The sequence below is a fragment of the uncultured Litoreibacter sp. genome (assembly GCF_947487515.1).
Taxonomy (GTDB): domain Bacteria; phylum Pseudomonadota; class Alphaproteobacteria; order Rhodobacterales; family Rhodobacteraceae; genus Litoreibacter.
Map to the genome: position 1 here is coordinate 1052919 of NZ_CANKWO010000001.1, position 25493 is coordinate 1078411.

The 25493-nt window shown below is 56.5% G+C and carries 32 protein-coding genes; 15 read left to right on the forward strand and 17 right to left on the reverse strand.

All coding sequences use genetic code 11. The annotated features are described in order from the left end of the window. Positions 1-66: 66 nt before the first annotated feature. From Q0746_RS05185 to Q0746_RS05230, 10 genes are all read right to left on the reverse strand, one after another. The gene (locus Q0746_RS05185) at positions 67-720 is read right to left on the reverse strand and encodes a DUF1523 family protein (RefSeq protein ID WP_298258071.1); all 654 of its coding nucleotides are present in this window, start codon (positions 718-720) and stop codon (positions 67-69) included. A gap of 15 nt (positions 721-735) precedes the next feature. Next, entirely contained in the window at positions 736-1005 is a 270-nt protein-coding gene (locus Q0746_RS05190) for a hypothetical protein (protein WP_363322735.1), read from the reverse strand. Then, a complete protein-coding gene (locus Q0746_RS05195; RefSeq protein ID WP_298257865.1) occupies positions 1002-2360 on the reverse strand; it encodes a DUF6638 family protein in 1359 nt (452 codons plus the stop codon). Before Q0746_RS05195 ends, Q0746_RS05190 begins: the two co-directional genes overlap by 4 nt. Positions 2361-2363: 3 nt before the next feature. Next, positions 2364-2675, reverse strand: a complete 312-nt coding sequence (locus Q0746_RS05200; RefSeq protein ID WP_298257867.1) for a hypothetical protein — start codon at positions 2673-2675, stop codon at positions 2364-2366. A gap of 16 nt (positions 2676-2691) precedes the next feature. Next, positions 2692-4623 carry an ATP-binding protein gene (locus Q0746_RS05205; protein ID WP_298257869.1) on the reverse strand — a complete coding sequence of 644 codons (1932 nt, stop codon included), beginning with the start codon at positions 4621-4623 and terminating at the stop codon, positions 2692-2694. A 37-nt stretch (positions 4624-4660) separates the two neighbouring features. Continuing rightward, entirely contained in the window at positions 4661-5794 is a 1134-nt protein-coding gene (locus tag Q0746_RS05210) for a hypothetical protein (protein WP_298257871.1), read from the reverse strand. Continuing rightward, entirely contained in the window at positions 5784-6059 is a 276-nt protein-coding gene (locus tag Q0746_RS05215) for a hypothetical protein (protein ID WP_298257873.1), read from the reverse strand. The genes Q0746_RS05210 and Q0746_RS05215 overlap by 11 nt, the downstream gene beginning before the upstream one ends. Positions 6060-6257: 198 nt before the next feature. Further along, positions 6258-7334 carry a hypothetical protein gene (locus tag Q0746_RS05220; protein WP_298257875.1) on the reverse strand — a complete coding sequence of 359 codons (1077 nt, stop codon included), beginning with the start codon at positions 7332-7334 and terminating at the stop codon, positions 6258-6260. Positions 7335-7489: 155 nt separating this feature from the next. After that, the gene (locus Q0746_RS05225; protein ID WP_298257877.1) at positions 7490-9691 is read right to left on the reverse strand and encodes an esterase-like activity of phytase family protein; all 2202 of its coding nucleotides are present in this window, start codon (positions 9689-9691) and stop codon (positions 7490-7492) included. A gap of 69 nt (positions 9692-9760) precedes the next feature. After that, positions 9761-10558: an alpha/beta hydrolase gene (locus tag Q0746_RS05230; protein WP_298257879.1), complete on the reverse strand. Its 798-nt coding sequence runs from the start codon at positions 10556-10558 to the stop codon at positions 9761-9763. 59 nt (positions 10559-10617) lie between these two features. Here Q0746_RS05230 and Q0746_RS05235 point away from each other — a divergent pair, with 59 nt between their 5' ends. Further along, the gene (locus tag Q0746_RS05235) at positions 10618-11154 is read left to right on the forward strand and encodes an RNA polymerase sigma factor (protein ID WP_298258075.1); all 537 of its coding nucleotides are present in this window, start codon (positions 10618-10620) and stop codon (positions 11152-11154) included. Next, entirely contained in the window at positions 11155-13221 is a 2067-nt protein-coding gene (locus Q0746_RS05240) for a VWA domain-containing protein (RefSeq protein ID WP_298257881.1), read from the forward strand. A 70-nt stretch (positions 13222-13291) separates the two neighbouring features. On the opposite strand, the gene Q0746_RS05245 is transcribed toward Q0746_RS05240, so the two are convergent. From Q0746_RS05245 to Q0746_RS05265, 5 genes are all read right to left on the reverse strand, one after another. Further along, positions 13292-13846, reverse strand: coding sequence for a F0F1 ATP synthase subunit B (locus Q0746_RS05245; RefSeq protein WP_298257883.1), 555 nt, complete (start codon positions 13844-13846; stop codon positions 13292-13294). Positions 13847-13849: 3 nt separating this feature from the next. Continuing rightward, a complete protein-coding gene (locus tag Q0746_RS05250) occupies positions 13850-14380 on the reverse strand; it encodes a F0F1 ATP synthase subunit B' (protein ID WP_298257885.1) in 531 nt (176 codons plus the stop codon). A gap of 92 nt (positions 14381-14472) precedes the next feature. Beyond that, positions 14473-14709: a F0F1 ATP synthase subunit C gene (locus Q0746_RS05255; RefSeq protein ID WP_073142444.1), complete on the reverse strand. Its 237-nt coding sequence runs from the start codon at positions 14707-14709 to the stop codon at positions 14473-14475. Between the two features lie 46 nt (positions 14710-14755). Further along, positions 14756-15514 carry a F0F1 ATP synthase subunit A gene (locus tag Q0746_RS05260; RefSeq protein WP_298257891.1) on the reverse strand — a complete coding sequence of 253 codons (759 nt, stop codon included), beginning with the start codon at positions 15512-15514 and terminating at the stop codon, positions 14756-14758. A 4-nt stretch (positions 15515-15518) separates the two neighbouring features. Further along, positions 15519-15845 carry an AtpZ/AtpI family protein gene (locus tag Q0746_RS05265; RefSeq protein ID WP_298257893.1) on the reverse strand — a complete coding sequence of 109 codons (327 nt, stop codon included), beginning with the start codon at positions 15843-15845 and terminating at the stop codon, positions 15519-15521. Between the two features lie 219 nt (positions 15846-16064). On the opposite strand from Q0746_RS05265, the gene Q0746_RS05270 reads away from it, so the two are divergent. Further along, on the forward strand, positions 16065-16388 hold the full coding sequence (locus tag Q0746_RS05270) for a metalloregulator ArsR/SmtB family transcription factor (protein ID WP_298257895.1): 324 nt from the start codon (positions 16065-16067) through the stop codon (positions 16386-16388). Positions 16389-16392: 4 nt separating this feature from the next. On the opposite strand, the gene Q0746_RS05275 is transcribed toward Q0746_RS05270, so the two are convergent. Together Q0746_RS05275 and Q0746_RS05280 are read right to left on the reverse strand one after the other, a co-directional pair. After that, complete coding sequence (locus Q0746_RS05275; RefSeq protein WP_298257898.1) at positions 16393-17268, reverse strand: DMT family transporter; 876 nt, start codon at positions 17266-17268, stop codon at positions 16393-16395. Between the two features lie 28 nt (positions 17269-17296). Then, positions 17297-18184, reverse strand: coding sequence for a LysR family transcriptional regulator (locus tag Q0746_RS05280; protein WP_363322736.1), 888 nt, complete (start codon positions 18182-18184; stop codon positions 17297-17299). A gap of 120 nt (positions 18185-18304) precedes the next feature. On the opposite strand from Q0746_RS05280, the gene Q0746_RS05285 reads away from it, so the two are divergent. The 12 genes from Q0746_RS05285 to trmD all read left to right on the forward strand — a co-directional run bounded on the left by Q0746_RS05285 (position 18305) and on the right by trmD (position 25321). Further along, positions 18305-18877, forward strand: a complete 573-nt coding sequence (locus Q0746_RS05285) for an NAD(P)H-dependent oxidoreductase (protein WP_298257900.1) — start codon at positions 18305-18307, stop codon at positions 18875-18877. 40 nt (positions 18878-18917) lie between these two features. Continuing rightward, complete coding sequence (locus Q0746_RS05290; protein ID WP_298257902.1) at positions 18918-19391, forward strand: hypothetical protein; 474 nt, start codon at positions 18918-18920, stop codon at positions 19389-19391. Beyond that, on the forward strand, positions 19370-19849 hold the full coding sequence (locus Q0746_RS05295) for a hypothetical protein (RefSeq protein WP_298257904.1): 480 nt from the start codon (positions 19370-19372) through the stop codon (positions 19847-19849). The genes Q0746_RS05290 and Q0746_RS05295 overlap by 22 nt, the downstream gene beginning before the upstream one ends. A gap of 198 nt (positions 19850-20047) precedes the next feature. Beyond that, positions 20048-21553 (forward strand): signal recognition particle protein, encoded by a 1506-nt coding sequence (gene ffh / locus Q0746_RS05300; protein WP_298257906.1) that lies wholly within the window; start codon positions 20048-20050, stop codon positions 21551-21553. Beyond that, the gene (locus Q0746_RS05305) at positions 21550-22062 is read left to right on the forward strand and encodes a GNAT family N-acetyltransferase (RefSeq protein ID WP_298257908.1); all 513 of its coding nucleotides are present in this window, start codon (positions 21550-21552) and stop codon (positions 22060-22062) included. The genes ffh and Q0746_RS05305 overlap by 4 nt, the downstream gene beginning before the upstream one ends. After that, positions 22062-22355 carry a chorismate mutase gene (locus Q0746_RS05310; RefSeq protein WP_298257910.1) on the forward strand — a complete coding sequence of 98 codons (294 nt, stop codon included), beginning with the start codon at positions 22062-22064 and terminating at the stop codon, positions 22353-22355. The genes Q0746_RS05305 and Q0746_RS05310 overlap by 1 nt, the downstream gene beginning before the upstream one ends. A 45-nt stretch (positions 22356-22400) precedes the next feature. Continuing rightward, a complete protein-coding gene (gene rpsP / locus Q0746_RS05315) occupies positions 22401-22814 on the forward strand; it encodes a 30S ribosomal protein S16 (protein ID WP_298257912.1) in 414 nt (137 codons plus the stop codon). A gap of 8 nt (positions 22815-22822) precedes the next feature. Continuing rightward, a complete protein-coding gene (gene bluB / locus Q0746_RS05320; protein ID WP_298257914.1) occupies positions 22823-23452 on the forward strand; it encodes a 5,6-dimethylbenzimidazole synthase in 630 nt (209 codons plus the stop codon). Beyond that, the gene (locus Q0746_RS05325; protein WP_298257916.1) at positions 23449-23871 is read left to right on the forward strand and encodes an EVE domain-containing protein; all 423 of its coding nucleotides are present in this window, start codon (positions 23449-23451) and stop codon (positions 23869-23871) included. Before bluB ends, Q0746_RS05325 begins: the two co-directional genes overlap by 4 nt. Next, the gene (locus tag Q0746_RS05330; protein ID WP_298257918.1) at positions 23868-24014 is read left to right on the forward strand and encodes a hypothetical protein; all 147 of its coding nucleotides are present in this window, start codon (positions 23868-23870) and stop codon (positions 24012-24014) included. Before Q0746_RS05325 ends, Q0746_RS05330 begins: the two co-directional genes overlap by 4 nt. Continuing rightward, a complete protein-coding gene (gene rimM, locus Q0746_RS05335) occupies positions 24011-24517 on the forward strand; it encodes a ribosome maturation factor RimM (protein ID WP_298257920.1) in 507 nt (168 codons plus the stop codon). Before Q0746_RS05330 ends, rimM begins: the two co-directional genes overlap by 4 nt. Next, positions 24518-25321, forward strand: coding sequence for a tRNA (guanosine(37)-N1)-methyltransferase TrmD (gene trmD / locus Q0746_RS05340; RefSeq protein WP_298257922.1), 804 nt, complete (start codon positions 24518-24520; stop codon positions 25319-25321). It begins immediately after the preceding gene. The last annotated feature ends 172 nt before the right edge of the window (positions 25322-25493 follow it).

The window sequence follows — 25493 nt, forward strand, 5'->3', positions numbered from 1 at the left end:
TGTCCTAGGGGTACGACCTAAAGGGCCTTTTCCAAAGTGGGAGAAATCAGCCTAGGTTCCCCGCGCCTATTTGCGCGGTTTACCTTTCCACGTATCCAGCCACGCCCGAAATCCGCTGCGTCGCTCTTCGGTGTAGTCATCGACGGCATCCCACGTTTCGCCGACGCTTTCGGTTATCGGGTCAATCTTGGATCTTTTGAACCATTGCGTCATTCGGAACAACCCAAGGCAAAGCCCTGCAAGGATGACCAAGATGATGATGTTCAGCCATGGGATCAGGCGGGCGTCCGGATCATCCGTGGCCTTGATCCCCACTGCGTTGGGGAAGATGCTGTAGAACTCGTTGCGCCAGCCATAATGGGTCAGGATCACCCACTGCGGGTTTTCCTTGGTGGAAATCTGGTCAGCAGCTTCGGTTTGCAGGTTCTTGGTGTCGAACTTGAAATAGGGCGGCCAGCCCCAGCCGGTGTCCTCATTGCGGTACACCATTGGTTTGCCATTTTTCTGGATCGTTTGCACAAACAGAACATCGCGGTTGGTCTCGGTGGTGTCGCTGCCGGAATCGCCCGACGCCCAGAACCAAGCATTTTCACCGTAGTCAATGCGCTGCTCGAAAGTGCCGACCACCCGAACAACATCCCGCTGCGGCAGGGTGTAGTGGAAGACGGCGATAACCAACAACCAAAAGAGAATGACAACGGCGTATTTGACCCAACGCAACATAGCAAAGGTTCCTTATTGAAAGTTAACCACGTAGACCAGAACACCGATCACGAGATAAGGCACCACGAAGACACCAAGAATGAGTTTGCGGCGCAAAGATCCATCATATTCCGCCAACCCTTGTTCGATAAAGGCATCGCGGTCGCCACTGCGCCCTTCTTCGTCCCATTCGGCACCCAGCTTGCTGCGGCGCACCGAACGTGACCACGCAGATAAGACAAAATAGACGACCAGCATTACGATGAATGCGATCACTGACAGGCGTAAAACTGCAAATATCATCGTTGTCTCCTTACTGCGCCCCAAGGCCCTACTTTCGCAACGACAGTGCGAGGTTCGGGCGCAGGCGCCTCTTCCATAGGCGCGTCACCGCTGCCAAACAAGGCCTCGCGCGCACCTGCCTTATCGACCTGATACTCCCGAGACAGGAAATCAGCTACGAAGGCCTTTTTCTGATCGGGCCACGTCTTGTAGCGCGAGTAGAACAATTCCTTGTGGCAGATGAACAACTGACGCACGTCCAGCATTGAAAGCTCGGACAGCAGCATGTTCACGAGATCACGGTCCGCATGGGGTTTGGCCCGCAAAGTATAGAAATAAGCCGGATCATTGGATGAAATCCGAGGCCACGCCCCGCCCCCTTCGGCCCAGCGCAGCAGTTTCGCAAGCGTATGAAACTCTGGTGGCAAAATTTCTACATAGCGTCGCGCCAATCCCCGAAGATCCTGACGGCGAAAATCGCTTAGATCTGCGTCCATAGTCGCGGCCACATCCACGATGATAAAATCCATTTTCTGACGCAAGATCGCGACCGCATCCACTCCACGCGCCTTGACAATGGGTTCCACCAGATCGTTGTCTTCAAGGAATTTTGCAATCTTAGTGCGGTCCGACAGCTTTATCGGCGCACGTCCTTTGCCGATGGGCAGATTGCCCAAATCGTCATCCAAGGACGTTATCACCGCAGGTTTTTCAACATCGCGGAAGGCATAGAGCCCGCCGAAATGCGCCGTCCAGAAGTTCCCTTGCTCATAGTCGGTGTGGCCCAACTTGATGGGCAATCGTGTCACATCGCCGGTTTTATGCGCCAGCGTGATCATGTCGGCGATCAGAACATCATCCCACCATGCGTCATCGCGGGTGCGAAACTCGGTGATCATTTCGTCCAGTTTGCTGGCGTCCGAGACGATACCCGACGTTGTATCCGCCTCGATCCGAATTTTGCGAATGTCGAACAAATGTGAAGGCTCGGTGACGCTATAGACCGAATTGACCAGCTCCCCCGCCACAGCATCCCGCGCGGTCAGGGCAAAAAGCTGTGCCTCATTGCCTTCAATGAACTGGCGCAGAATGCCGCGCGCCGTAGAGAATTTTGCCTCGAGCAATGGGGCGGTTTTCTGCTCCGTCGACAGCAAAATAAACTGCCGGTTACACCCTTGCGGGTTCAAGTAAAGATGGTCACCCAACTCATCGCCCACCTCTGGCGCATAGCCAGAAATATCGACGTGAAAATCCGTCAGGCTGGTCTCCTTGCCGGTCAAATGCTTCAACGCACGGTTGTAGCGGTCCGCCATGGATTGCCCGCTCACATGGAACAGGTTGCCATACATCAGGCCTTTTTCAATCAATCGCATCATGGCTTAGCTCTCCTCGCCTCGCTTGGACCGCAAAATGTAGCAAACCACCATAAACGGCAGCCAAATCACCGCCGTCAGAGCCGTCCAATACATCGACCAATACCCTAACCCCTGAACGCCGCCTTCAGCCACCATAACGGCCCTTAGCCAAATGATGTGAAATATGAAAACAACCGGAGAGACCATCATAAGCATATAGCCCACATCCGTCGCGAATTCACGCAAGGTCTGCGCGGGACGACGGCCATGCCAATATCCCGCCGCCCCCGCAAGCAACACCGGAAGCCCCCAAGTCGCGACCGCAAGCCAGATCATGCAGATACCATGCCAATCACCCGCGCAGCTCCAGATACCGCTTCTTCGCTTCCTCATTTAGCCCAAACTCACGGACCATGTTGGCGATGGCCACCTCGTCAGATTTATCGGCATAGCGGAATTCGGAATCTGCGTAGCGGTTGATCTCTTGGATCACCATCTCGGTGGTGATCGGCTGACGAAGCTCTTCGATCATGCCCTTCTTTTCATCGTACGATTTGAACAAGAACAAATCGGGTTCTTCCATCCATTCGTCCGGCAGCTCAAAGTCCATCGCTCGCACCTTCACCGCGTCGGTAATGTTCTTGATCGCACGTCCCGTAAAGCGGTGGTCAGCCTCTTGGATTGCCTTCAGGTAGGTGCCCATCTTCGCAATCGTATCCAAGTCGCCCACATCCTTGGACACCTTTTCATAGACGCGCAGCAGGCCTTCTTCATGCGGCTTCGCGTGACCGTCAAAGGAGGCAGCCACGGCCTTTTTGATTTCTTGCGCCGCGAAGGGTTCAAAATCGCCCAAAGGAATGTCGTGGTTCTTCCCCATCAGCAAATTGAGGATATCCACATAGTCGTCGCGCGTTTGCGGCCCATCCACAAGGAAGCGCGCACCAGCCCGTTGGCGCAACGCGTCATCCACGTTTTCAGGGTAGTTCGAGAACATCCCGAAGGTGCAATTGCCCCGCACCACGGTATTCGCCCCTGCGAAACTCTCCATCAAAACGGCTGTGATCTCCAGCTGACCCGCGCTCGATTGGCGATCCCCGCGTTTACCAGCGAGTTGGTCGATATCGTCAATGGTGCCAAAGCCGATCACATTGGGGTCGATCACATTGTTGATGAAGGCCTTGGCGTTTTGGCCTGACTTGCCCTGATAGCTGTCGATGTTGTCGGTGCTGAGGTTCTGATAGCGGAACGGATAGCCTGCTGTCTCGCAATAGCCCGACATCAAGCCCGCCATCATCTGGATCAAGGTGGTTTTACCCGTGCCCGGTGCGCCATCCCCCATGAAGGTAAAGATAAAGCCCCCCAGTTCCGCAAACGGGTTCAACTTGCGCTCAAAGTCGTAGGCCATCACCATCTTGGCCAATTTCATCGATTGGTATTTGGCGATGTGGTTCCCGACGACCTCATTCGGTTTTTTGAAGCTCATCGTCAGCTTGCTGCCCTTGGCCGCGGAGGCTGGCGTGAAGCCGTTAATCGTCAGATCGTCCGCCTCCACGCGGTAGGAGGTCGTGTTGAACGCCTCCAAACGCGGGGTGTTTTGGGCGCGCAGGCTGGATTTCTCCATCAACTGTTCTGCATAGGCCAGAACCGTGGCGACCAGCTTTGCGTCGTCATCCGCAAACACAGTCAGGTCTTGGTCCAACTCCCAAAGTGCGCCGTGCAAGGCCAGTTGCGCGTTGTCGGTCAGGACTTCCTCAACCGCGCCGATCTCGACGGTGGCTTCGGTTGCGTGGGACGCCAATAGGTAGGACGTCGCATTGGCGAAGGTGAACAATGTCGCCAAAGCTTCGGCAGCCAGCAATTCGCCGAACTCGGCGCGGCGGGCCTCGGCCACGCGGCCAGCAAGATTGTCCTTTTTCAACTCGGCCAATCCAGTGGCTTCCGAGAACGCCTCGCCCGCGGCCAAACCGATGGCGATGGCGCGGCGAATGCCGTGCAGCACGCTGGCCTGCACAGCTGAGGGCAGTGCGTCATCGCCGACGCCCTCGACCCTCTCAATCAGGCGCACGCCTTCGGGACGCGCCGTAGAGCGGGTCACCAATCCCGGTGTGGTGGAGCGGAACCGGCGACGCGTGCCCAGACCGGCGGATTTTTCGGCCTTTGGGGCCTCCTTCGCGGTTGCGATGCGCGGCGTATGGTCCACGCCTTCCAACATCGCCACGGCTGCGTCGTAATGCTTGCGGATGTCGTCTTCGGACATCTCCATAAAATCGGCTGATTGGCTCACGTCAAACCCTCATCTTTGTCTTTAATATATTCGGTATTTATCGGTAACTCACCACGCGACCAGCAGGGCTGACCACAAATTTGCGCACGTCCTTGAAACCCGCAGGGTTCTTTTCTGCCAGAACCTGAAAGGGGCGTTGAGGCAAAATGACCGCGCGTTCAATACTTGTCGTGCCGGTTTCAGCGCCCCGCCCTGCGAATGGGTCGAGCTTGAAAATCTCGCGTTCCACCGAGCCAAACCAGCCCTTTTTCTCCAGCTCTGTGCGCTCGGAGTGCAGGTCCTCAACAGTCCACGCCAAAGTCCAATCGTCACCGACGGCGCCTTGCGCTTCTTCCAACACCTCACGGATCGGACCTGATTGCTGCGTGAAGGCCGAGGAATACATCGGCCCCACATGAATGCGGCGCAACCGCTTGGGGTGTAGGTCGTCAAAGTCGCGGTCAAACCCTTGGGCAATGGTCAGCAGCTTCAACCCAGCCGAGCCTTGCGCCGTCAGATGCGCCTGTGCCTCGGGCCAACGCCGCGCGTCTTTTGGCAGCGCCACATCGCCTGTGTCCTCGACATCCATCAGGTAGATCGTCGGCACGTTTTGCTGGCTATCATAGACCGCCCAATGCAGCATATAGGTCCGGCGGTCCTTTTTGTTGCCGGTCCATAGCGCTTGCGGATCATTGGTCGCCCAGAACAATTCGCTGGTTTGTAGCTGTTGGTAATACAGCCGTTGGGTCATGGCGTATTGCAGCTTGGTCGGCACGGTCAAATCACCCACGATCTGGCGCACCATCTCGTCTTTCAACTCGTCAACCGAGCGCATGCCCGCCAGATGCTTGTCCGCCTGTTGCGCGTCATTGGCCATTTTCATCAGCTCGGCAAACACCGGAAAACCGCTTTCAAGGCGATCAATCGACAGCGATCCAAAGAACACGCCCGTGTCGCGCCCCGTCAGCAAATACTTATGGCTCAACGCACGGAAGGTGCGCGCGATGCGGGTCACATACTCGGATATGATCCCGACATCGGTTTTGGAGAACGTCCGCTCCACCTCCATCTCGGCGGCCACACGGGCCAGATGGCCGGTGATCCGCTCGAACTTGGCAAAGTAGCGCCGCGCCGCGAGGTCGTCCGTCAGACCGGAGTGGTCTTGGGTGAGGTTTAGGTCTTCAGTCGTCACCACGTTTTTCCCATCGTTTACGCATTGCACAAGCTCCTGCTGTGAAGCCTACAAATATCATCACCGGCAACAGATCTGCCTTCTCTCCGACCAGTAGGCCTTGCCAATGCCAAAACCCTAATACCAGTGCACTGACTATCGCCCAAGCCCACCACTTTCTGGCCTGCCCAAAACTAAGAACAATCAAGATTTCAATGACCATCCAAAACGGTTTGACCAAGTGGAGCAGGAAGCGTTTCACTTCGACCCCAGAAACCGCCGCCATGCGGCCTTACCAAAGTCGACGAAAATACTTCCAAACTCAAAAAGGACAACAAAAAGCACTGCCAAAGAGGCCAAAACTTCGGCTCGGTAAACCAAAAAGGACAAGACATCCCAGTCATTGCGCCATGCCATGTTAGTGAGCGCAGTCCCAACAAACGCTGCCCCTAAGAGAAACAAAGCGAGCTTATTACTCAAGCCCTTAAGCCCCGTACAGGTTCTTATCGTGCTTCTCGACGATCTTCTCGAAGCGACGGGCGAAGCGCTCATCGGCTTTCGCTTTTTGCTCCAGCACCTTGCGGGCGAAGACCATTTGATCCTCATGGGCTTCCATCATCTCGGTCATGCGGGCGTTCGTCGCCGCACCGATACCGGCCATGGCGGATTGCGCCTCTTGGTCGGTTTTCACGCCGATTTCGTTGATCTTATGGGCCACGTCTTGCTGTTGCGCGGTCTTCAAGGATTTGGTCAGCGCATCATACAGGACCACGCGCTGCTTGGTGTCGGTTTCCAGCTTGTTGATCAGCACCATTTGCGTCGCCGCTTGGTTCTGCAAGCTGTCGATCCAAGTTTTGCCCTGCTCGATGTAGCGCTCCAAGGTTTGGGACTTGGCAAGCTTCACTTGCTCGGCCTGCACCTTTTCGTTGTACTCGGAGTTCAGGCCAGCCAGCTCGGTCTCCAGCTTGGTGCGTGCGGCGGCGTCTTGTTCAACCGAGATTTTGTTCTCCAGCTCGATGATTTTCGGGTCCATCGCCACGATCTCGGCACGTAGGGTTTCCAGTTCACCCACAGTAAATTCGCGGTCGTCCAGCGTGACGGTCAGGTTGCCTTCAACCTTTTCCTTTTGCTCATTCAGCATAGTCAGCTGACCTTGCAACAAGGCAACGATGGTGTCGGACTTGCCGATCAGGTCCTGCAACTTGTCGTCAATCGACGCGGTGCGCATACGCTCTTGGCGCAGGCTTTCCGATTTGCCTTTGGAGAACATTCCGACGAAGCTTTCCCAGCCGGTTTTCTCGCGCATCGCAGAGAAGTCTTCCGAAAAACCAGACGTCACATCGTCCAAGCCCATGATGAGTTCCGCGATATTCGCGTCCATCGCAGCTGTATGCGCGTGGACGTCTTCAAGAGAGGCGTTTTCGATGTCCAAATCCAACGCAGTGTCCGAATTGAGTTTGGCGCGCGCGCTTTCAATCTTGCTCGTCATTTCTGCAATTTTCGATTGTGCTTCTGCCACTTGGCTTTGGCTTTCGCGAACCTGCGCATCAAAATCGGCCATCGGTAATCCCTCTTCGTCTCTTAAATGTTATTATCTTTTACATAGGTGCCCCCGCGGGCGTTTTAAAGAGTTTGCCATGTGCAAACCCCGCCTGCCACAAAAAAAGGACGGCCCTTGCATTCAAGAGCCGCCCGATTGTTAAAACCACGCGAGGTTCACTCGGCGGCGCTAGTCTCCACCTGCCCGAAACTGAAGAACATCGTCTCACCGGAGTGGTCATCAACACCGTCATTGTCAGTGCTGACCCAAGCCGTGCCGTCCTTCAATATGGCCAGCCCTTCGACCTTATCGAGAACATATCCACCGGTAGAGGTCAGATCAGGTATCAGATCGCGAACCTCTTCTTTTATCACCACCGGCAGTTCGTGACCCAAAGGGGCCGGAACCATCTCTGAAAGGGCTACGCTGTAGATTTTCTTGGTCACCGCCTCTGCGCCGATCTGATTGTCACGCTCGATAATGTAGACGTAATCGCCATGAGCGGTGATTTCTGACAGGCCAACCCAGCCCTTCGCTGGCTCGGTCTTGGGGTAGTGAACCGCCCCCCATTCCTTGGTTTCAAGGTTGTAGGATACCAGCTTGGTGAGGTTCTTGGGATCGTCTTTCCATTCCCGCTGAACGGCCATCCATAGGGTGTCGCCAACCTTAGTCACGCCCTCGAACCCGAAGCGTTTTTCAACCGAGGCCAGTTCAGGGGGCAAGCCGATTTCACCTTTGCGGTCCTTGATCACGCCCTTGGCGTTCACATGGTAGATCGCATGCGGGATCACACGGTCAGTGCGCCCTTCAGATGCCAGATAGAACCCGCCTTTCCCGTCCAATGTGATCCCTTCAAGGTCAAGTTTTTGGGCGACCTCTCCGTTCTGGCGCGTAACGCGGATTACATCGACGATTTTGGCAGGGCTTTGGCTGGGATCAATCTTGAAAATCGAGGGCTGGAACCCGTAAAAGCTGTCATTGACCGCATAGATCATGCCGTCCTCATCAGCCACCATGCCCGAAATCGCACCCCAACCGGTCACCTCGCTCATGCCGTCCGACGTCAACTGCGGATAGGCTGGCGCCTGATCTTCGAATTGGTAGATCATCACATGGGACCGCGCGCCTTTATCTTCAACCAGGTCTTTTTCATTGGCCGAAATCAACAAACCACGCTCAGGAATGGTAACAAAGCCCTCTGGCCCAACACCTGAGGGCAGCAATTGCGTCAACTCGGGCGCGGCAGGATTGGTCACATCATACACACCAACGACCGAGGCACGTTCCGCCCCGACGAATACCATCGGAGTGCCCTCATAGGTGCCGAAGGTCACGCTTTCGGGCTCCACACCCTTGCTGTCGGAGCGCTTGTCGGGGTAGTGGCCGATTTGAACGACCGCGTGCTCAAAGCTGGCACCACTGTCGTAAACCACATCCCCAGATTTGGTGAAGATGCTCCAACCGCGTGACCCTCCGTCCATGTCGCCTTCATTGGCGATGGCAAATCTGTCATCATCAATCCAAGTTACTGCATCCGGCTCGCGGACACGGTCAAGTTGGGTTTCGTTGAAAATCAGCGCGCCCCGCTCGTCGGTTGCATCAATGCCAGTCAAATCGACCGATCCCGCCGAGAAGTGATTGATGACCTCCCCCTGACGTGACACGACGACAAGGTGGTTGTTTTCTTGTAAAGTTACGACGGTTTCGCCCAAGGCGTTGATGGATACAAATTCCGGCTCCGGATCTTCCGGCGACACCTCTGCCAGCCCCGTCAACTGCACGGCCTTCAACGTGTCGCAGCGCAACCCGCCATCCTCGGACAAGTCAAGCATCGCAAGAAAACCCGCAGGGAGTTGTCCCGTCCGCCCGTCGCCAGCATCTTCGTCGCGCTCGTTTTCAATTGCGATAGAGACAAAACTACCGTCTTTTGCCACTGCCACGCTGTCAGGCTGCCCGCCCAAGTCACACCGCGCAACTTCGGATCCATCCTTGAGGTCAATCGCCGCAAGGTAGCCCGAAGGAGCGACATAGCTCTGCGACGTGTTAACCCCCACAATCGCCAAGTTGCCTATGATCGCAACCGAGGTTGGCTCCCCCTGCAAGGCAATGTTGCCCAGCGGTTTTGGCTGCGCTGGATCGGTGATGTCAATCCGGCCCAAAACGCCCAATGGGCTGTCGGTATAGACCAGCGTCATGCCATCGGCCGTCGCCGCAATGATCTCCGCGCTGGTGTCACGAGAACGGTCTTCGCCCTGCGCCATGTTTTGCGCCACAGGAAAAGAGGCAATGCGGTTGAAGTTCTTCTCAGCCAGCGCCGGTGCGGCGCAGGCCACTGCAAAGGCAAGTCCAGAACCAAAGGTTTTCGATAGATAGGTCATAGCGTCTCTCAGTTACAAAATCCCAAAGGTTTTCACCGAGGCCAGTCACGCCTATGTGACGGTTTCATTTCAGTTATATGACAACACGCGTTTCACAAGTGGGTCTTGGGGGCTTTTCAGGCCCTCAATCACGTCAAAGTGGTGCCGTCCTGGCAAGATAACTTGCGGCGCGTCCCAAGCTTTTGCCAACCACCTCGCCTGATCCAAAAACACGGGGCGTTCTTGCGATCCGACCACAACTGTCACCGGCACATCGAGCGGCTTGCCCAAGGCAGGGCTTTCGGTGATCGCCTCGGCCTCATCCAGTCGCAAGCTATCGTTCATTGACAGGCTGAGCAGTGGGCGCAAGTCTGACACCGGTGAGATCGGGACAACATGCGAAACCCGTTTGGCAACCTGCGAGGGTAGTACAGAGGCCATCGCCATGCGCGCCACAAGATGCCCGCCCGCTGAATGCCCAACCAATACAATTGGCCCCTCAACCCGCTCCGCCAAATCCGTGATCGCTTGGGCAATATGAGAGGTGATCTCGCTGATCCGCACCTCGGGAGCCAGTGGATAGCCGATATGCCCGATGGCCCAGCCTAACCGGTAAGCCCCCAGCCCGAAACAGGTCCAATCGTCCTTATGGCGTTGCACCCAGTACCCTCCATGCACAAAGACATACAGGCCCTTGATCAAGCCTTCCGGTCTGATCAGGTCATATTTGGCCCTTGGATTAACTCCGTAGCCTACGTCATATTCGCCGTCATGCGTTGCCCGAAACTTGGCAGACGCAGCTTCCCACCCATCTGCATATGCCTGTGCATTCGGGATAAAGCTGCCATTTTCATATTCCAAATCAAGCTCTTGCTGGGTTTTCGACATTTTTCTCAACTTTTTTCCAAGGATTGACGCCGCCCGTGCGTCCTACCATCACTATGCGTATGAAAACCAGCGACGAGGCCTTGGCGCAAGCCGCCAGTGACGGGGACAGTGAGGCATTCAGCCTTTTGGTCCGGCGGCACTATGACCGTTTGTTCCGCCTCTCTTGGCGGTTAACGGGGCATAGGGCCGATGCCGAAGACCTGACCCACGATATATTGGCCGCCTTGCCTGCCAAGCTGCGGGCCTTCCGCGCGGATGCCAAGTTTACCACATGGCTGTACCGTGTGACCCTCAATGCCGCGACGGATCGCGCCCGCAAAGCCCAACGCCGCAGCCGCGCGCGTGAAGGTTGGGGGCAAGACTACACCCGCCGCGCCGCAGAAGCCGCAGAAGCGGCGGAGGCGCAAGACTGGCTCACCAACGCGATGCGTGCCTTGGCGCCCGAATTGCGCGAGACTGTGGCCCTGACTTTGGGCGAGGACCTGACCCAAGCCCAAACCGCCGAAGTCATGGGGCTATCAGAAGGCACAATCGCGTGGCGCATGTCCGAGGTGAAACGCCACCTGCGCGAGATGGCCGAAAAGGAGGCCAAGTAGATGCCCGAATTTGACGACGACCTAGACAAACTGCGCGCCGCCTTGCGCGAGACGCCCGCGCCTGATGAGACCTCCAAGGAGGCCGCGTTGCGTGTGGCTGAAGAAAATTTCAAAAACCTCCAAGGATCGGCCAATGCCGTGCGTCCTACAGATATTAGCCCGCAGCAAGTGGGCCTTCTGAAAGGACTTGGACAGATGTTTTCGAGAGTGAAATTGAAACCATTAATGATGGCAACCACGTCAATCGTGGTTGTTGGTGTGGGCGTTGTGTTGACGACACCACTTATGAACCCCGCAACAACCGTGAAAACCGAAACCACCGCAAATCCGGTTACGCGCGCTAAACCTGCGCCCAAAGGCATTGAGGTACCCGAACCGGAGTCCGCTGCAAACTTGGTCGATGACTTCTCCACAGACGACCCTGCCGATCAGCCCACCCTGAACTACAACATTGAGGAAGCCGCTGAACTTGAACAGAGCTTTGGGCAACAGGTCGATGATACTCAGCTAGAAATCCCTGCTGCTGCGGCAACAACAGGCCAAAGGGCCGTTTCTGAACCAGCTCAGAAACGTCGCACTCCCAACGTCAACGGATCAGCTGGGAACACTTTCCGTGGTGGCTCACCACACCCATCCTCGCAATTTCGCGACCAGCTTCCGCAACCTCAAGTGGCAAAATCGCACGACCAATTCCCAGACGCGTCGCCGAACCCCTTGAAGGTCACAACCGAAGACCCTGTCTCGACCTTCTCGATTGACGTGGACACCGCCAGCTACTCTTGGGTGCGTTCCAGCCTCACGCGCGGGCGGATGCCTGATCCGAAATCCGTTCGGGTTGAGGAGATGGTGAATTACTTCCCCTACGCCTACGCGCCCCCAGATGGCGACGCGCCGTTCCAACAGGCCGTGACCGTCAGCGAGACCCCGTGGAACCCCGACACGCAATTGATGCATATCGCCATCCAAGGGGCGCAGGTGGTGGAGCGCCCGCCCTTGAACCTTGTGTTCTTGCTGGACACCTCCGGCTCCATGCAAGACGCCAACAAGTTGCCGCTGCTGGTGCAAAGCTTCCGCCTGATGTTGGGCCAATTGCGCCCAGAGGATGAAGTGGCGATCGTGACCTATGCAGGCTCCGCTGGGACAGTGTTAGAACCCACCAAAGCGTCGGAGCGCGACAAGATCGAGGACGCCTTACGCCGCTTGTCGGCCGGTGGCTCCACCGCAGGGGGCGAAGGGCTGCGCGCGGCCTATGCCTTGGCGGATCAGATGTCGCGCGACGGCGAGGTGTCGCGCGTTTTGCTTGCTACAGATGGCGACTTCAACGTCGGCATGCAATCCAACGGCGCGTTGAAAAGCTTTGTGGAAGAGAAGCGCAAAACCGGCACCTATCTGTCGGTCTTTGGCTTCGGGCGTGGCAATGTAAACGACGCGTTAATGCAAACCCTTGCGCAGAACGGCAACGGCCAAGCCGCCTATATCGACACATTGGCCGAGGCACAGAAAATGCTGGTGGACCAACTGTCAGGCGCGATGTTCACCATCGCCCAAGACGTCAAAATTCAGGTGGAGTTCAACCCCGCCACCGTCGCTGAGTACCGCCTTATCGGCTATGAGACCCGCGCGTTGAAACGCGAAGACTTCAACAACGATAAGGTCGATGCGGGCGAGATCGGCGCAGGCCACACAGTGACAGCGCTATATGAGGTCACGCCGGTTGGCTCTGAAGCGGTGCTGACCGATCCTCTTCGCTTTGGGGCGTCTGTGGAGGGTGGAAACACCTCTGACCTCGCCTTCCTGCGGTTGCGCTACAAGGAGCCCGGTGCCGATGACAGCAAGCTGCTGGAAGAAGTCGTGCCAGTGAGCACAACCGAGGCAAGCCAAGAGGCAGCCTTCGGGGCGGCCATCGCGGGTTTCGGGCAATTGCTGCGTGGCAACACCGCCTTGGGCGATTGGGGGTATGATGAAGCCATCGCGCTAGCCAATGCCAACAAGGGCAGCGACGAATTCGGTCACCGTGCCGAGGCCGTGCAATTGATGCGCCTCGCGCAAAGCTTGTCGCGCAACTAAGCCCATGAAATGCAAAAAGCCCCGAGGCCTATCCGGCGTCGGGGCTTTTCTAAATCTATCAGACCTCTGCTTAGTGCAGCTTGTCTTTCACTTGCGCAATCGCGTCGTCGATCAGGCTGTTTTGATCAGCGGCGGTTGTTTTCGCAGCAACCACTTCAGCAGCCGCAGCAATCGCCACGGAAACAGCACGGTCACGGACTTCACGAACAGCAGCAGCTTCGGCACTTGCGATCTGGTCTTCGGCGGATTGCAGACGACGGGCAATGGAAACCTTAAGGTCTTCCTTCGCCTGAACTGCAGCCGCTTCGGCTTCGCGCTTGGCTTCCGCTACGATGCGGTCCGCTTGCTCTGCCACTTCCTTTTGCTTGCGCTCGTAAGAGGCCAACAGTGTTTGGGCTTCTTCGCGCAGGGCCTTAGCTTCATCCAGCTCGGATTGAATCCCCTCAGCGCGTTTGTCGAGCAACCCGCCCAACATACCCGGAACCTTGAAGTAGAACAGAACCGCGATGAACAAGATGAATGCAAGCAGCACAACGAAATTGGTGTTGTGTAGCGAGAAGAACGGGCCACCAGCGGCAAGCGCAGGTGTTGGCAACAAAGCCGTAAGAGCGAGGAGCTTCTTCATCTCTTATCCCTTCATCTTTGCAGTAACAGCAGCAGTGATCGACTTGGCGTCAATTTTGCTAGGTGCCACGGCGGACACGATGTCTTTTGCAATGTCTTTTGCAACGGTGCCGGCGCTTTCATTGGCGCTTTCACGGATCGCTGCGATTGCTTTTTCGCCTTCAGCCGCGCGTGCCGCAATCTCTGCGTCCGCCTTGGCGATGGCCTTGTCCAAATCCGCCTGAATGGAAGCTTTGGTCTCGCCAACGATCCGGCCTGCTTCGGCGCGGGCGTCAACAAGCGCCTTTTCATAGGCGGCTTCCGCGTCGATGGCCTGTTGTTTCAGGTCTTCGGCGGCAGAAATGTCATTGGTGATGGTCCCAGCGCGTTCTGCCAGAACCGATCCGATGCGCGGCAGCGCGATGCGCGACAGCACGAAATAAATTACCACTAGTGTGATCAGCAACCAGACGATCTGGTTGTCAAAGGTCGAGAAGTCCAGCTGCGGCATGCCGCCAGCGCTTTCCGTCTCTGCCCCGTGGGTGTCAGTTGCCATGATGGCCCCCAGATGTGTCTGAATGTTAAGGTCTTACACCGGACGAGGCAGCGATTGCCCCGTCCGGCCGTAAGGATGGTATAGCTTAGTTCTTAAACAGCGAACATCAGCAGAAGTGCTACGAGGAACGAGAAGATCCCCAAAGCTTCCGCGAATGCGATGCCGATGAACAGTGTTGCAGTCTGCGAAGCAGCTGCGGATGGGTTGCGCAATGCGCCGGACAGGTAGCTGCCAGCAACGTTGCCCACACCGACGGCCGCGCCGCCCATGCCAACTGATGCCAAGCCTGCGCCGATGAATTGGCCCATTTGTGCGATATCGCCTTCCATGTCTTTTCTCCTTACGATGGAATTGAGGTGATTAGTCTTCGTAACCTTAGTGCGAAGGATGCAGCGCATCTTTCAGATACACACAGGTCAGAATTGCGAACACGTAAGCTTGGATGCCGCTTACGAGGATTTCGAGGCCGTACATTGCTGTAATGGCGACGATTGAAAGAGGTGAGATGGCCGCGATGGCTGCGAAGCCCGCGAACACTTTGATAACTGCGTGACCCGCCATCATGTTGCCCGCCAAACGAATGGAGTGGCTAACAGGGCGCACGAAGTAGCTGATAACTTCGATCAAGGCCAAGATCGGGCGCAGCGCCAATGGCGCGGATGATACCCAGAACAGACCCAAGAAGCCGAAGCCGTTGATCACAAATCCAAGGATTGTCACCGCAAGGAACACGAACATCGCCAGCACGCCTGTGACGGCGATATGCGACGTTGTGGTGAACGCGCCTGGGATCAGGCCCAAGAAGTTGGAGACCAGAATGAACATGAACAGCGTCATGATGTATGGGAAGTATTTCACACCGTCTTTGCCGGTGACGTCTTCAACCATCTTGTAAACAAAGCCGTAGATCATTTCGGCGATCGACTGGCTGCGCGTTGGCACGATTGCGCGACGCGATGTGCCGAAAACCAAAAGTGCGATGATCGCAACCACGGTCAGCGCCATCCAAAGCGTTACATTGGTGATTGTGAAAGCACCAACATCGCCTTGACCGAACAATGGCTTAACGATGAACTGGTCCATCGGATGAAAAACCAGACCGCCTTCTTCTGCGCCGTGAGCTTCTGTCGCCATCGTTTCAGTCCTTCTCGCTGGCCGCTTTGGCCTCGTGTTCGTTTTGGACCTCTTTGGCGGTGCGAAGCATAACGTTCACTCCAGCCGCGAAGCCCAGTAATGTGAAAAGCACCAGAAAAATCGGCAATGTGCCGAACAGCCAATCTAGGCCGTATCCGATGCTAAAGCCGATCCCAAGACCGGCGACAAGCTCTGTCACCATCCGCCAGCCCTGCTGGGCCCCTGAATAGTGCTCGTCCCCCCTTGGCTTTTCAGCCAGAGCAGTTTTCTTGAGCCCTTCGATCCGCTCACTCAGCGCTTCTAGCTGGGCTTTGTCCGGTTCATTGGTCATCAAAATTACCCCTCGGGAGGTTTGCAGGAGGAATAGGTTGCACTGGGCTTAGAGTCAATCACTCGAAAACACCTCACCCTCCCCTCTCAACATGCTGATAAATAACACATTATCTAACGCCCAATTAAAGAGAGACATCACGCCGCAGGTCCAGCCACGTGAAAACGACATTCAACCATTTGGTTGACGATTGAGCCGTCCCACGCCATGACACTGACCATGAGCACTGCCTTGGACACCACTTTCGCGGCCTTAGCCGACAGCACACGACGCGCAATCCTGACGATGTTGTTGGAAGACGACATGGCCGTCACAGATGTGGCCGAGCCCTTCGATATGTCCTTGGCCGCCATTTCCAAGCATCTGACCATCCTGACCCGTGCAGGGTTGATCACTCAAGAGAAACGCGGTCGGGTCAAGTGGTGCAAGTTGGAACCCGACGCCATGCGCGAAGGCATTGTCTGGATCGAAAGTTTTGGCCAGTTAGAGGCGTTGAACTTCGACGCATTCGAGCAGTTCCTCGGCAAGGAGTTGGAAGAATAGCCCGCTACTCTTTCAACAGCAACGCCAAGCCCGACACCGTCAACAGCACACCTATGGCTATCATCGCTGGCGGGGCGGGCTGCCCAAGGCTCAGCTCCCACACCAGAACCCAGCTTGGAACAAGATAGGTATAGGCCATCACTTTAGACGATGGCAGACGCAGGGTCGCATATTGCAACAACACAAAGGTCACCGAGGACGCCGCGATAGCCACATACAGGATGGTCAGCCACACGAACGCAGGAAGTGCGGCCCACTCCGTGCTCCATAGGTCCGCCCCCGCCCATGCCGTCAACACTCCTAGGCTTCCCAGCAACGTGAAGAAGGTAAAGACGACGGGGGGCTCGCCTCTGTTCAACACCCTGACCAAGGGGGTGTATATCGCGTGGGCGGCACATCCTATAAAGAAGATCGCCTCTCCGCGTCCAATCTCAAACGCAAGCAACGCGGAAACATCCGCTCGGAAAATCACCCATAGCGCCCCTGCCGTCCCCATGCCCAAAGCGATAGCCATCCGAAACGTCAAAACTTGGCGCATCATCAGATAACCGGCCCCTGCCGCAAGCAACGGGGTCAATGTGAACACCGCGGCCGTGCTGACCGGCGGGGCGGTCTTCAACCCCTCAAACATCATCACAAAGTAAGTCGCAAGAAAGCCACCCAGCACCACATATCGCCACGGGGCTTGAAGCGCTTGTGCGCGCAGGCCGGTCGTCACCACCGCTGTGGCCCCCACCACTACTGCTGCGATGGCAAAGCGCACAGCATTCAGTACTGCAGGTGCTATTTCATTCGCCACCAACGACCCAAGCGAGAACGACCCCGCAACCAGCACAGAAAACAAAAGCATCGCCAAATGGCCACGTAGGGCGGGCGTCATGAAGTCACCTGCCCCATTCGGCGCGTCTTCAGAGTTGATCCCACGTTTTGGATTCTTCCTTCAAGAACGTCACAAAGGAATGCACCTTGGCGGTTCTGTGCAAATCAACATGGGTCACGCACCAAAAGGTGTTGTACCAACTCGGGTCTGGCTCCATGACCTCTTTCATATCCGGATGTTCGTGGCCAATGTAGCCTGGCAAGAAACCGATACCCGCGCCCGCGATCACCGCGTCCTCAACCGTGTTGGTGTCGGAACATTTGTAAACCACATTTTCATCAGGAACATGTTCCCCGATCCAGCGCATAAAGCCCGCACGCGGATTAATCGTCGAAATCCGGCAAAACCGGTGGTTGGGGATGTCTTCAATGCCGTTCAATGGGCCATGGCGAAAGATGTAGTCCTTATGAGCGAAAAGCCCCATCCGCAGTTTAGCCAGCTCCTGAACAATATTGTCCAAATCATCGCCGGGAGCCCCAGCACGAAGGGCCACATGGGCTTCACCGTACTCCAAACGCAACGGGCGTGTGTCAACAATCAGTTCGGCGCGGATTTCGGGATGGGCGATTTGGTATTTGGTAAGGGTGCGCGCCATCAAGGGGGACATTTGGGGAAGGCATGTCACGATCAGCTCCCCTGTTACAGAGGCCCCGCGCCCGTGAATTCTTCCAGCCAGTTGGGTCAGCTGATCCTCGGTGGCGGCGGCAACGGTCAGTAAATCCTCGCCTGCCTCGGTCGGTGTGTAGCCTCGTGCGTGGCGCTGAAACAGCTTGGCTCCAAGTTTGCCTTCAAGGCTATCGATGTGTCGAATGACGGTGGCGTGATGAACTCCCAGCACCTCTGCTGCGGCACTGACTGTGCGAAGGCGTGCAACCTGATAGGCAGTTCGATATTCATCCCAATTGTCGATATCCATATTTCAAGCCCCTGTATGTGTGCGCATGCGCGCAGCAATTACCACATAATCCGCGTTGCGTTCAAAACTACAAGGATCAATTTTCAACACACTGCAACACAACCCTTAAGGACAGGTAATATGACAATACTTCACATTGATAGTTCAGCACGTCATGACGACTCTATAAGTCGCGCCGTGTCAGCGCGCGTTGTCGCTAAAATCGGCGGTGACGTGATCCGCCGCGACGTTGCCAAAGGCGAACCCGTACTTACCGAAAGCTGGGTGAACGCCAATTTTACGCCCGCAGATGACCGCACCGATGCGCAACGCGAAGTCCTAGGGGCGTCCGATGTGCTGGTTAACGAGTTGATGTCAGCAGACACAATTGTCATCGGCGCCCCAATCTATAACTTCGGCCTACCCGCTACGTTGAAGCTTTGGATCGACCTCATTGCCCGTGCAAATCTGACCTTTCGCTATACGTCAAATGGCCCCGAAGGGCTGCTCAAGGGTAAGCGCGCGATCTTGGTCCTTGCCTCTGGCGGCGTACCTATCGGGTCCGAACTCGATTTTGCGACACCTCTTCTGGTGCAAGTCATGAACTTCATTGGCATCACGGAGGTCACCACGATCGCCGCGACCGGCAGAGGCGATGATGAAGAGGCGGCCCGCGCGGAAATTGATGCACAGATTGAAGCCCTTTTGAGCTAAGTCTCGACTTACGATTTGGGGCGTGGTTAATCTGCGCCTCATGAAGATTACACGTAACCTCCCCGAGCAACTTATCGTTGAAAACCGCCCTTGGATCCTTTCGATCGCTTTGGTGGCCGGTGGCCTCATATTCTTCGGTATTGGCCTGTCGGTTTTTCTGGGTGGCGAAACCTTCGGGCTGCTGTTCATGGCCGCGAGTGTAATCCCCTTTGGATTGCTCTTCGCCTTTGCCCGAAGAGTGCAAGTTCTGTTCCTTAAAGAACAAGGCACTTTGACGTTCCGGCGACGCACGCTCATGGGGGCCTCTGAAGTGCAACATGACTTGGCCTCGATCAGTGAGGCAATTGTGCAAACCAGTCACGGCAGCGACGGCGCCCCAACCCACCGCGTGGCTTTGATCATTCCCGAAGGCGAAAGCGCCGGCACCCATCCGATCACCTTGGCCTATGACAACTTTAGCGACCATCACGGCATGGCCAACACGATCAACACTTGGCTGGCGCAAGCGCGATGATGACGGCTCGCAAGTCAGACAGCGCATTTGTGCTAGATGTTAAACCGGTCGGCGTGGCGGTGTTTCTAGCTGGGTTCATCTTCGTCTGGTGCTACATTGGCATTCAGATCCTGAAAGACGGCGACAATGCGGGGTGGGTTTTCCTGTGCGGACTGATCATACCAATGTTCATCCTAACCATGGTAGAGCGCACAACCCTTGTCCTAGACCGCCGCGACAGCAGCCTTCGCCTGACCAGACGCACCATCTACAAAAAGCGCGTTATCGTTGAGGAATTGGAAGCTGTCTCAAAGGCCAAAACCCAATGGAGCGGCCGCGGCACCGACCGCATGGGGCGCCTGACCTTATTGCTTGAAAGCGGGCCCTTGGTCTTTGGGGTGCGGCAACGTCCGAAACGCGCGCAAAGCTTGACGCGCGCCGTCAATGACTGGCTTGACTCTAAACCGCCTAAGGCGTAAATCGCGAGCAACATCCGGAAGCACAAGACTTCCGGTCCCTGCCGTGTGTAGGGATCGCCCCCCATCAGCGCGTCGCGCCCATGGGGGCCAAACTGTTTGTTTGGACTTCATTCGCGTCGAATGAGAGGGGGCAATTGCCGATGAGCCGGCCCATACTTAAGTAAGGGTCACATGTGAGAATGAAGGAGCCGAGTGCTTATGTTTGAGAATCTGTCCGAACGCCTCTCAGGCGTCTTTGATAAGCTCACAAAGCAAGGCGCGCTGTCCGAGGACGACGTAAAAACTGCGCTTCGCGAAGTGCGCGTGGCGTTGCTGGAGGCCGATGTCTCCCTGTCCGTCGCCCGTGATTTCGTCAAAGCGGTTTCCGAAAAGGCAACTGGCCAGAATGTCACCAAGTCGGTCACACCAGGCCAGCAAGTTGTCAAAATCGTCCACGACGAGCTGCAACATGTTTTGGCGGGCGACAACGAAGAGCCGGGTGAGCTAAAGATCGACAGCCCCCCCGCCCCGATCCTGATGGTCGGTTTGCAGGGCTCCGGTAAGACCACCACCACCGGTAAGCTAGCCAAGCGCCTGAGCGAGAAGAACAACAAGAAGGTCTTGATGGCCTCGCTTGACGTCAACCGCCCCGCCGCGATGGAGCAGCTGGCGATCCTCGGCAAACAGATCGGCGTGGACACGCTGCCGATTGTCAAAGGCGAAACACCTGTTCAAATCGCCAAACGCGCCAAGCAGCAGGCGACATTGGGCGGCTATGACGTCTTTATGCTCGACACCGCTGGTCGTTTGCAGATCGACCAAGTGCTAATGCAGGAAGTCGAAGACGTCCGCGACATCGTGAAGCCACGCGAAACACTGCTGGTTGTGGATGGTCTCACCGGTCAGGTTGCGGTGGATGTTGCAGAAGAATTCGACGGCAAGATCGGCATCTCCGGCGTGGTCCTGACCCGTATGGACGGCGACGGTCGCGGTGGTGCGGCCCTGTCCATGCGTGCTGTCACCGGCAAACCGATCAAATTCGTAGGCCTCGGCGAAAAGATGGACGCCCTCGAGACCTTCGAGCCAGAGCGCATTGCAGGTCGCATCCTTGGCATGGGCGACATCGTCGCGCTGGTCGAGAAAGCACAAGAAACCATCGAGGCCGAACAAGCCGAGCGCATGATGAAGCGCTTCCAAAAGGGTCAGTTCAACATGAACGACCTGAAAAGCCAGCTTGAGCAGATGATCAAGATGGGCGGCATGGACGGGCTTATGGGCATGATGCCCGGCATGAAGAAAATGGCAAACCAAGCCAAAGAAGCGGGCATGGACGACAAGGTCCTCAAGCAGCAAATCGCGCTGATCCAGTCGATGACCAAACGCGAACGCGCCAACCCGCAGCTTTTGCAGGCCTCCCGCAAAAAACGGATTGCCAAGGGTGCGGGCATGGAAGTGTCCGACCTGAACAAGCTTCTCAAGATGCAACGCCAGATGGGCGACGTCATGAAGAAGATGGGCAAAATGGGTAAGGGCGGCATGCTCAAGCAAGCCATGAAGGGCATGATGGGCAAAGGCGGCGGCATGCCAGACATGAACGACCCAGCAGCCATGGAAGCCGCAGCCAAACAGTTGGGCGCGAAGATGCCCGGCGGCTTGGCAGGCATGCCTGGTTTGGGCGGCGGCGCTTTGCCACCTGGCCTGTCGGGGTTCGGTAAGAAAAAATGATCGCCCCCACCCTTCATACGGAACGCCTGACGCTGCGCCCCTTGGCGTTGAGCGACTTTGAGCCGTTGGCTGCGTTCTATGAAAGCGACCGTTCGAAGTATGTTGGCGGGCCAAAACGTCCCGACGAGACATGGCGCGCATTGGCGTGCGAAATTGGCCATTGGACCCTGCGCGGGTACGGCCGCTTTGGCGTGGATGAAACCGCTACTGGCAAATTTGTCGGCATGGTTGGCCCTTGGTTTCCAGATGCATGGCCCGAACCAGAATTGGGTTGGGACCTGATGAACGGCTTTGAGGGGCGCGGATTTGCAACTGAGGCTGGATTGGCGACACGCGATTTCGTTTACAAAACCTTGGGATGGAAAACTGCCATTAGCCTTGTCGCTGATGGGAACCTGGGCTCTGCTAAAGTCGCGGAACGCATGGGTGCGACTTGGGAAAGTAAACTCGACCATCCGATGTTTGGCATGGTCAACATCTACCGCCACGCCAAACCGGAGGCCGTGTAATGTCTGACGCCGTGACCAAAGCCGCCGAAGTGCTGAAAGAGCACCGCGCCAGCATCGACCGGTTGGACGCGATCCTTGTCTACACTTTGGGCGAGCGCTTCAAGCACACTCAAGCTGTCGGCAAGCTAAAAGCAGAACACGACCTGCCGCCATCCGACCCCGACCGCGAGGAAAAACAAATCACCCGTCTGGAAGACTTGGCACAACGCGCCGATCTGGACCCCGAATTCGCCAAATCCTTCCTGAATTTCATCATTCGGGAAGTCATCCAAAACCACAAAAAGTTTCAATAATTTCGGGCACCTACCCGATACGACCCCTTTAAGGAGAACTAAACAATGTCTATGAAAATCCGTCTGGCCCGTGGTGGCTCTAAGAAACGTCCATTTTACCGCGTTGTAGCAGCTGACAGCCGCATGCCACGTGACGGCCGTTACGTTGAAAAATTGGGCACATACAACCCATTGCTGGCAAAAGACAGCGAAGATCGTGTGAAGCTGAACATGGAACGCGTTCAGTACTGGTTGGACCAAGGCGCCCAGCCTTCTGACCGCGTTTCCCGCTTCTTGGAAGCTGCTGGTGTTCTTGAGAAGAAAGAACGTGCCAACATGAAGAAAGCCGAGCCAGGCAAGAAAGCCCAAGATCGCGCTGAAGAAAAAGCCGCTAAGGTTGCTGCCGCTGCTGAAGCTGCTGCCGCCCCAGCTGAGGCTCCTGCGGAAGAAGCACCAGCTGAAGAAGCAGCTGCAGAGTAATCTGCGCTATGCGTGAATTCGAACCGGATTTCCGGGACGAGCTATATGAGTTGATGCGGTGGCGGCGTGATGTGCGTCGCTTCCGCACCACACCTGTGGACGAGGCACTGCTTATGCGGTGCCTCGACGCATTTTCGCATGCCCCTTCTGTGGGCCTGTCGGAACCTTGGCGCATTGTGCGTGTCGAGAGCAAAGCCGCCCGCGCCGCAGCCCGCACGAACTTTGAGACCGCCAACGCCGAAGCCCTTGCCCGCTATGACGGCGACAAGGCTGACAACTACGCCAAGCTGAAACTGGCCGGCATGGACCGCGCCCCTGTTCAGCTGGCAATCTTCTGCGATGAAAGCACCAATAAGGGCCACGGGCTCGGCGCAGGATCCATGCCGGAGATGCGCCGCTACTCCGTCGTCGCGGCGATTACCCTGCTGTGGCTCACGGCCCGCGTCGAAGGTTTAGGATTGGGGTGGGTGTCGGTACTGGACCCAGAGCAACTGCGCCGCGATTTAGAGGCGCCAAAGGACTGGGCGTTGATCGGCTACTTCTGCATCGGCTACCCAGAGAAAGACCATGACACACCTGAATTGTTGCGCGAAGGCTGGGAAGACCGCGCCACCGCACTGGATATTCGAACGGTATGAGCCCCCGATACATCATAGGTGTCGTGCATGCTCAGCATGTAGCGGCAGGCAAGCGCCAAAGCTTCGTCGCCTTCAGCCACGGCAAGGAATCCGCCGTGCGCAACTTGGATGTGGGCGACAAGGTGATCTTCTACGCTCCGAAAACCGAGTTCGACGGCGCCCCTGTCCAAGCATTTGTCGGACATGCCACCATCACTGGCGCGGCCCCTCGGCAGGCTGATTACATGACGGGCATGCCTGCGTGGGTGCGAGATGCGCAATTTGATGATGTGACCGAGGTGCCTGTGCGCCCGCTGCTCGAAGAGCTATCGTTCATCACCCGCCCCAGCCACTGGGGCATGTCATTTCGCCAAGGGAAATTCGCGATATCCGAAGTGGACTATCGCCTCATCGCCAAAGCCATGGGGGTGACGATATGATCCGCCGATTGTTCTCACTGGTGCTTATGGGGCTGGCCTTTTATGGCGGTATCAAGGTAGAGCGCGGGTTAACGGAGGGCCGTTGCACGAATGCAGGCGGCACCATGATCGACGCGGTTTGCATTGGAGCACAACCAAAATGAGTAAAGACAAGATTGTTGTAGGCGCGATTGCCGGTTCCTTCGGTGTTAAGGGAGAGGTGCGGCTGAAAAGTTTCTGCGCCAACCCCGAGGACATCGCCCTTTACTCCCCGTTGTTGGGCGACAATGGCGTTGAATACACCGTGAAGATCACCCGTTCAGTCAAGAACGGTTTTGCCGCGCGACTGTCGGGCATTCGTTTCAAGGACGAAGCGGACGCCCTGCGCGGGGTGAAACTCTCGGCCGACCGAGACCTGCTGCCCTCTTTACCCGATGATGAGTACTATCATGCCGATCTGATGGGGCTTGAGGTTTTAGACACAGGCGGTGAAGTGTTGGGCAAGGTCGCAGCCGTGTTGAACCATGGCGCGGGTGACATTCTGGAGCTGCGCGGGCCGACGTTGAAAGGCTCTGTCTTGCTACCCTTTACACTGGACGCAGTGCCCACTGTCGATTTGGCTGCCAAACGCATCATTATCGACCCTCCAGAAGGGTTACTCGGATAAATGGCCGCCCCAACCAGAAGCCACGGTCGCAAAACCATTTCAGCCTCACTCACTCCGCGTGATCTGATGGCCGAACCCACCCGCCTGAAGGGGGCATGGGCTGCGAAAATTATCACGCTGTTCCCCGACGCCTTTCCCGGCGTGTTGGGCGCGTCATTGACCGGCAAAGCCTTGCAGGAAGGCAAATGGACGCTAGACCCGATTGATTTGCGCATTTTCGGCGAAGGCAAACACCGCAATGTGGACGACACACCCTATGGCGGCGGTGCCGGCATGGTTTTGCGGGCGGATATTGTCGGCAAGGCGCTTGATTTCGCCAACCGTGGCACATCAGAGCGCGCCAAATGGCCGGTTGTGTACCTGTCACCCCGCGGCAAACCCTTTACGCAAGCGAAGGCCGCAGAATGGGCGAAAGCCGACGGTATCACCCTGCTGTGCGGCCGCTTTGAAGGCGTGGACCAACGCGTGCTGGATCATTACGAGATTGAGGAGGTGTCGCTGGGTGACTTCGTCCTCACCGGTGGGGAGATTGCCGCACAAGCGATGATCGACGCCACCGTTCGATTGTTGCCCGATGTGCTTGGAAATGCCGTCTCTACGGAGGAGGAAAGCTTTTCAGATGGCATCACCCTAGAGCATCCGCAATACACCCGCCCTGCCGAATGGCGCGGCAGGGGCGTGCCCGATATTTTGACGTCAGGTGATCACGGCAAGGTAGATGCTTGGCGTCGCCAGCAGTCGGAAGAGCTAACCAAAGCGCGCCGGCCCGATCTCTGGGCCAAACGAGATCACGACCAAGATTGACCCATCGCCCGCACCTTTTGGTGCAAATCGAGATGTACAAAACATCGTGAACTCTTCGGACTTGCGCCCATGCGCGTGAGGTATTTTCTCAGTCAGTCACAGAGTTTACTGCGCTTTAAGTGGTAATAAATATGCTATGCAAGGGCGGGGTCGGTATAGCGCCACCAATGCT

Excerpts from the sequence above, each read along its gene's own strand:
- Q0746_RS05190 (WP_363322735.1), bottom strand. The coding sequence starts at position 1,005 with ATGATATTTGCAGTTTTACGCCTGTCAGTGATCGCATTCATCGTAATG.
- Q0746_RS05195 (WP_298257865.1), bottom strand. The coding sequence starts at position 2,360 with ATGATGCGATTGATTGAAAAAGGCCTGATGTATGGCAACCTGTTCCAT.
- Q0746_RS05200 (WP_298257867.1), bottom strand. The coding sequence starts at position 2,675 with ATGATCTGGCTTGCGGTCGCGACTTGGGGGCTTCCGGTGTTGCTTGCG.
- Q0746_RS05215 (WP_298257873.1), bottom strand. The coding sequence starts at position 6,059 with ATGGCGGCGGTTTCTGGGGTCGAAGTGAAACGCTTCCTGCTCCACTTG.
- Q0746_RS05220 (WP_298257875.1), bottom strand. The coding sequence starts at position 7,334 with ATGGCCGATTTTGATGCGCAGGTTCGCGAAAGCCAAAGCCAAGTGGCA.
- Q0746_RS05225 (WP_298257877.1), bottom strand. The coding sequence starts at position 9,691 with ATGACCTATCTATCGAAAACCTTTGGTTCTGGACTTGCCTTTGCAGTG.
- Q0746_RS05230 (WP_298257879.1), bottom strand. The coding sequence starts at position 10,558 with ATGTCGAAAACCCAGCAAGAGCTTGATTTGGAATATGAAAATGGCAGC.
- Q0746_RS05235 (WP_298258075.1), top strand. The coding sequence starts at position 10,618 with ATGAAAACCAGCGACGAGGCCTTGGCGCAAGCCGCCAGTGACGGGGAC.
- Q0746_RS05240 (WP_298257881.1), top strand. The coding sequence starts at position 11,155 with ATGCCCGAATTTGACGACGACCTAGACAAACTGCGCGCCGCCTTGCGC.
- Q0746_RS05245 (WP_298257883.1), bottom strand. The coding sequence starts at position 13,846 with ATGAAGAAGCTCCTCGCTCTTACGGCTTTGTTGCCAACACCTGCGCTT.
- Q0746_RS05250 (WP_298257885.1), bottom strand. The coding sequence starts at position 14,380 with ATGGCAACTGACACCCACGGGGCAGAGACGGAAAGCGCTGGCGGCATG.
- Q0746_RS05255 (WP_073142444.1), bottom strand. The coding sequence starts at position 14,709 with ATGGAAGGCGATATCGCACAAATGGGCCAATTCATCGGCGCAGGCTTG.
- Q0746_RS05260 (WP_298257891.1), bottom strand. The coding sequence starts at position 15,514 with ATGGCGACAGAAGCTCACGGCGCAGAAGAAGGCGGTCTGGTTTTTCAT.
- Q0746_RS05265 (WP_298257893.1), bottom strand. The coding sequence starts at position 15,845 with ATGACCAATGAACCGGACAAAGCCCAGCTAGAAGCGCTGAGTGAGCGG.
- Q0746_RS05270 (WP_298257895.1), top strand. The coding sequence starts at position 16,065 with ATGAGCACTGCCTTGGACACCACTTTCGCGGCCTTAGCCGACAGCACA.
- Q0746_RS05275 (WP_298257898.1), bottom strand. The coding sequence starts at position 17,268 with ATGACGCCCGCCCTACGTGGCCATTTGGCGATGCTTTTGTTTTCTGTG.
- Q0746_RS05280 (WP_363322736.1), bottom strand. The coding sequence starts at position 18,184 with ATGGATATCGACAATTGGGATGAATATCGAACTGCCTATCAGGTTGCA.
- Q0746_RS05285 (WP_298257900.1), top strand. The coding sequence starts at position 18,305 with ATGACAATACTTCACATTGATAGTTCAGCACGTCATGACGACTCTATA.
- Q0746_RS05290 (WP_298257902.1), top strand. The coding sequence starts at position 18,918 with ATGAAGATTACACGTAACCTCCCCGAGCAACTTATCGTTGAAAACCGC.
- ffh (WP_298257906.1), top strand. The coding sequence starts at position 20,048 with ATGTTTGAGAATCTGTCCGAACGCCTCTCAGGCGTCTTTGATAAGCTC.
- Q0746_RS05305 (WP_298257908.1), top strand. The coding sequence starts at position 21,550 with ATGATCGCCCCCACCCTTCATACGGAACGCCTGACGCTGCGCCCCTTG.
- Q0746_RS05310 (WP_298257910.1), top strand. The coding sequence starts at position 22,062 with ATGTCTGACGCCGTGACCAAAGCCGCCGAAGTGCTGAAAGAGCACCGC.
- rpsP (WP_298257912.1), top strand. The coding sequence starts at position 22,401 with ATGTCTATGAAAATCCGTCTGGCCCGTGGTGGCTCTAAGAAACGTCCA.
- bluB (WP_298257914.1), top strand. The coding sequence starts at position 22,823 with ATGCGTGAATTCGAACCGGATTTCCGGGACGAGCTATATGAGTTGATG.
- Q0746_RS05325 (WP_298257916.1), top strand. The coding sequence starts at position 23,449 with ATGAGCCCCCGATACATCATAGGTGTCGTGCATGCTCAGCATGTAGCG.
- Q0746_RS05330 (WP_298257918.1), top strand. The coding sequence starts at position 23,868 with ATGATCCGCCGATTGTTCTCACTGGTGCTTATGGGGCTGGCCTTTTAT.
- rimM (WP_298257920.1), top strand. The coding sequence starts at position 24,011 with ATGAGTAAAGACAAGATTGTTGTAGGCGCGATTGCCGGTTCCTTCGGT.
- trmD (WP_298257922.1), top strand. The coding sequence starts at position 24,518 with ATGGCCGCCCCAACCAGAAGCCACGGTCGCAAAACCATTTCAGCCTCA.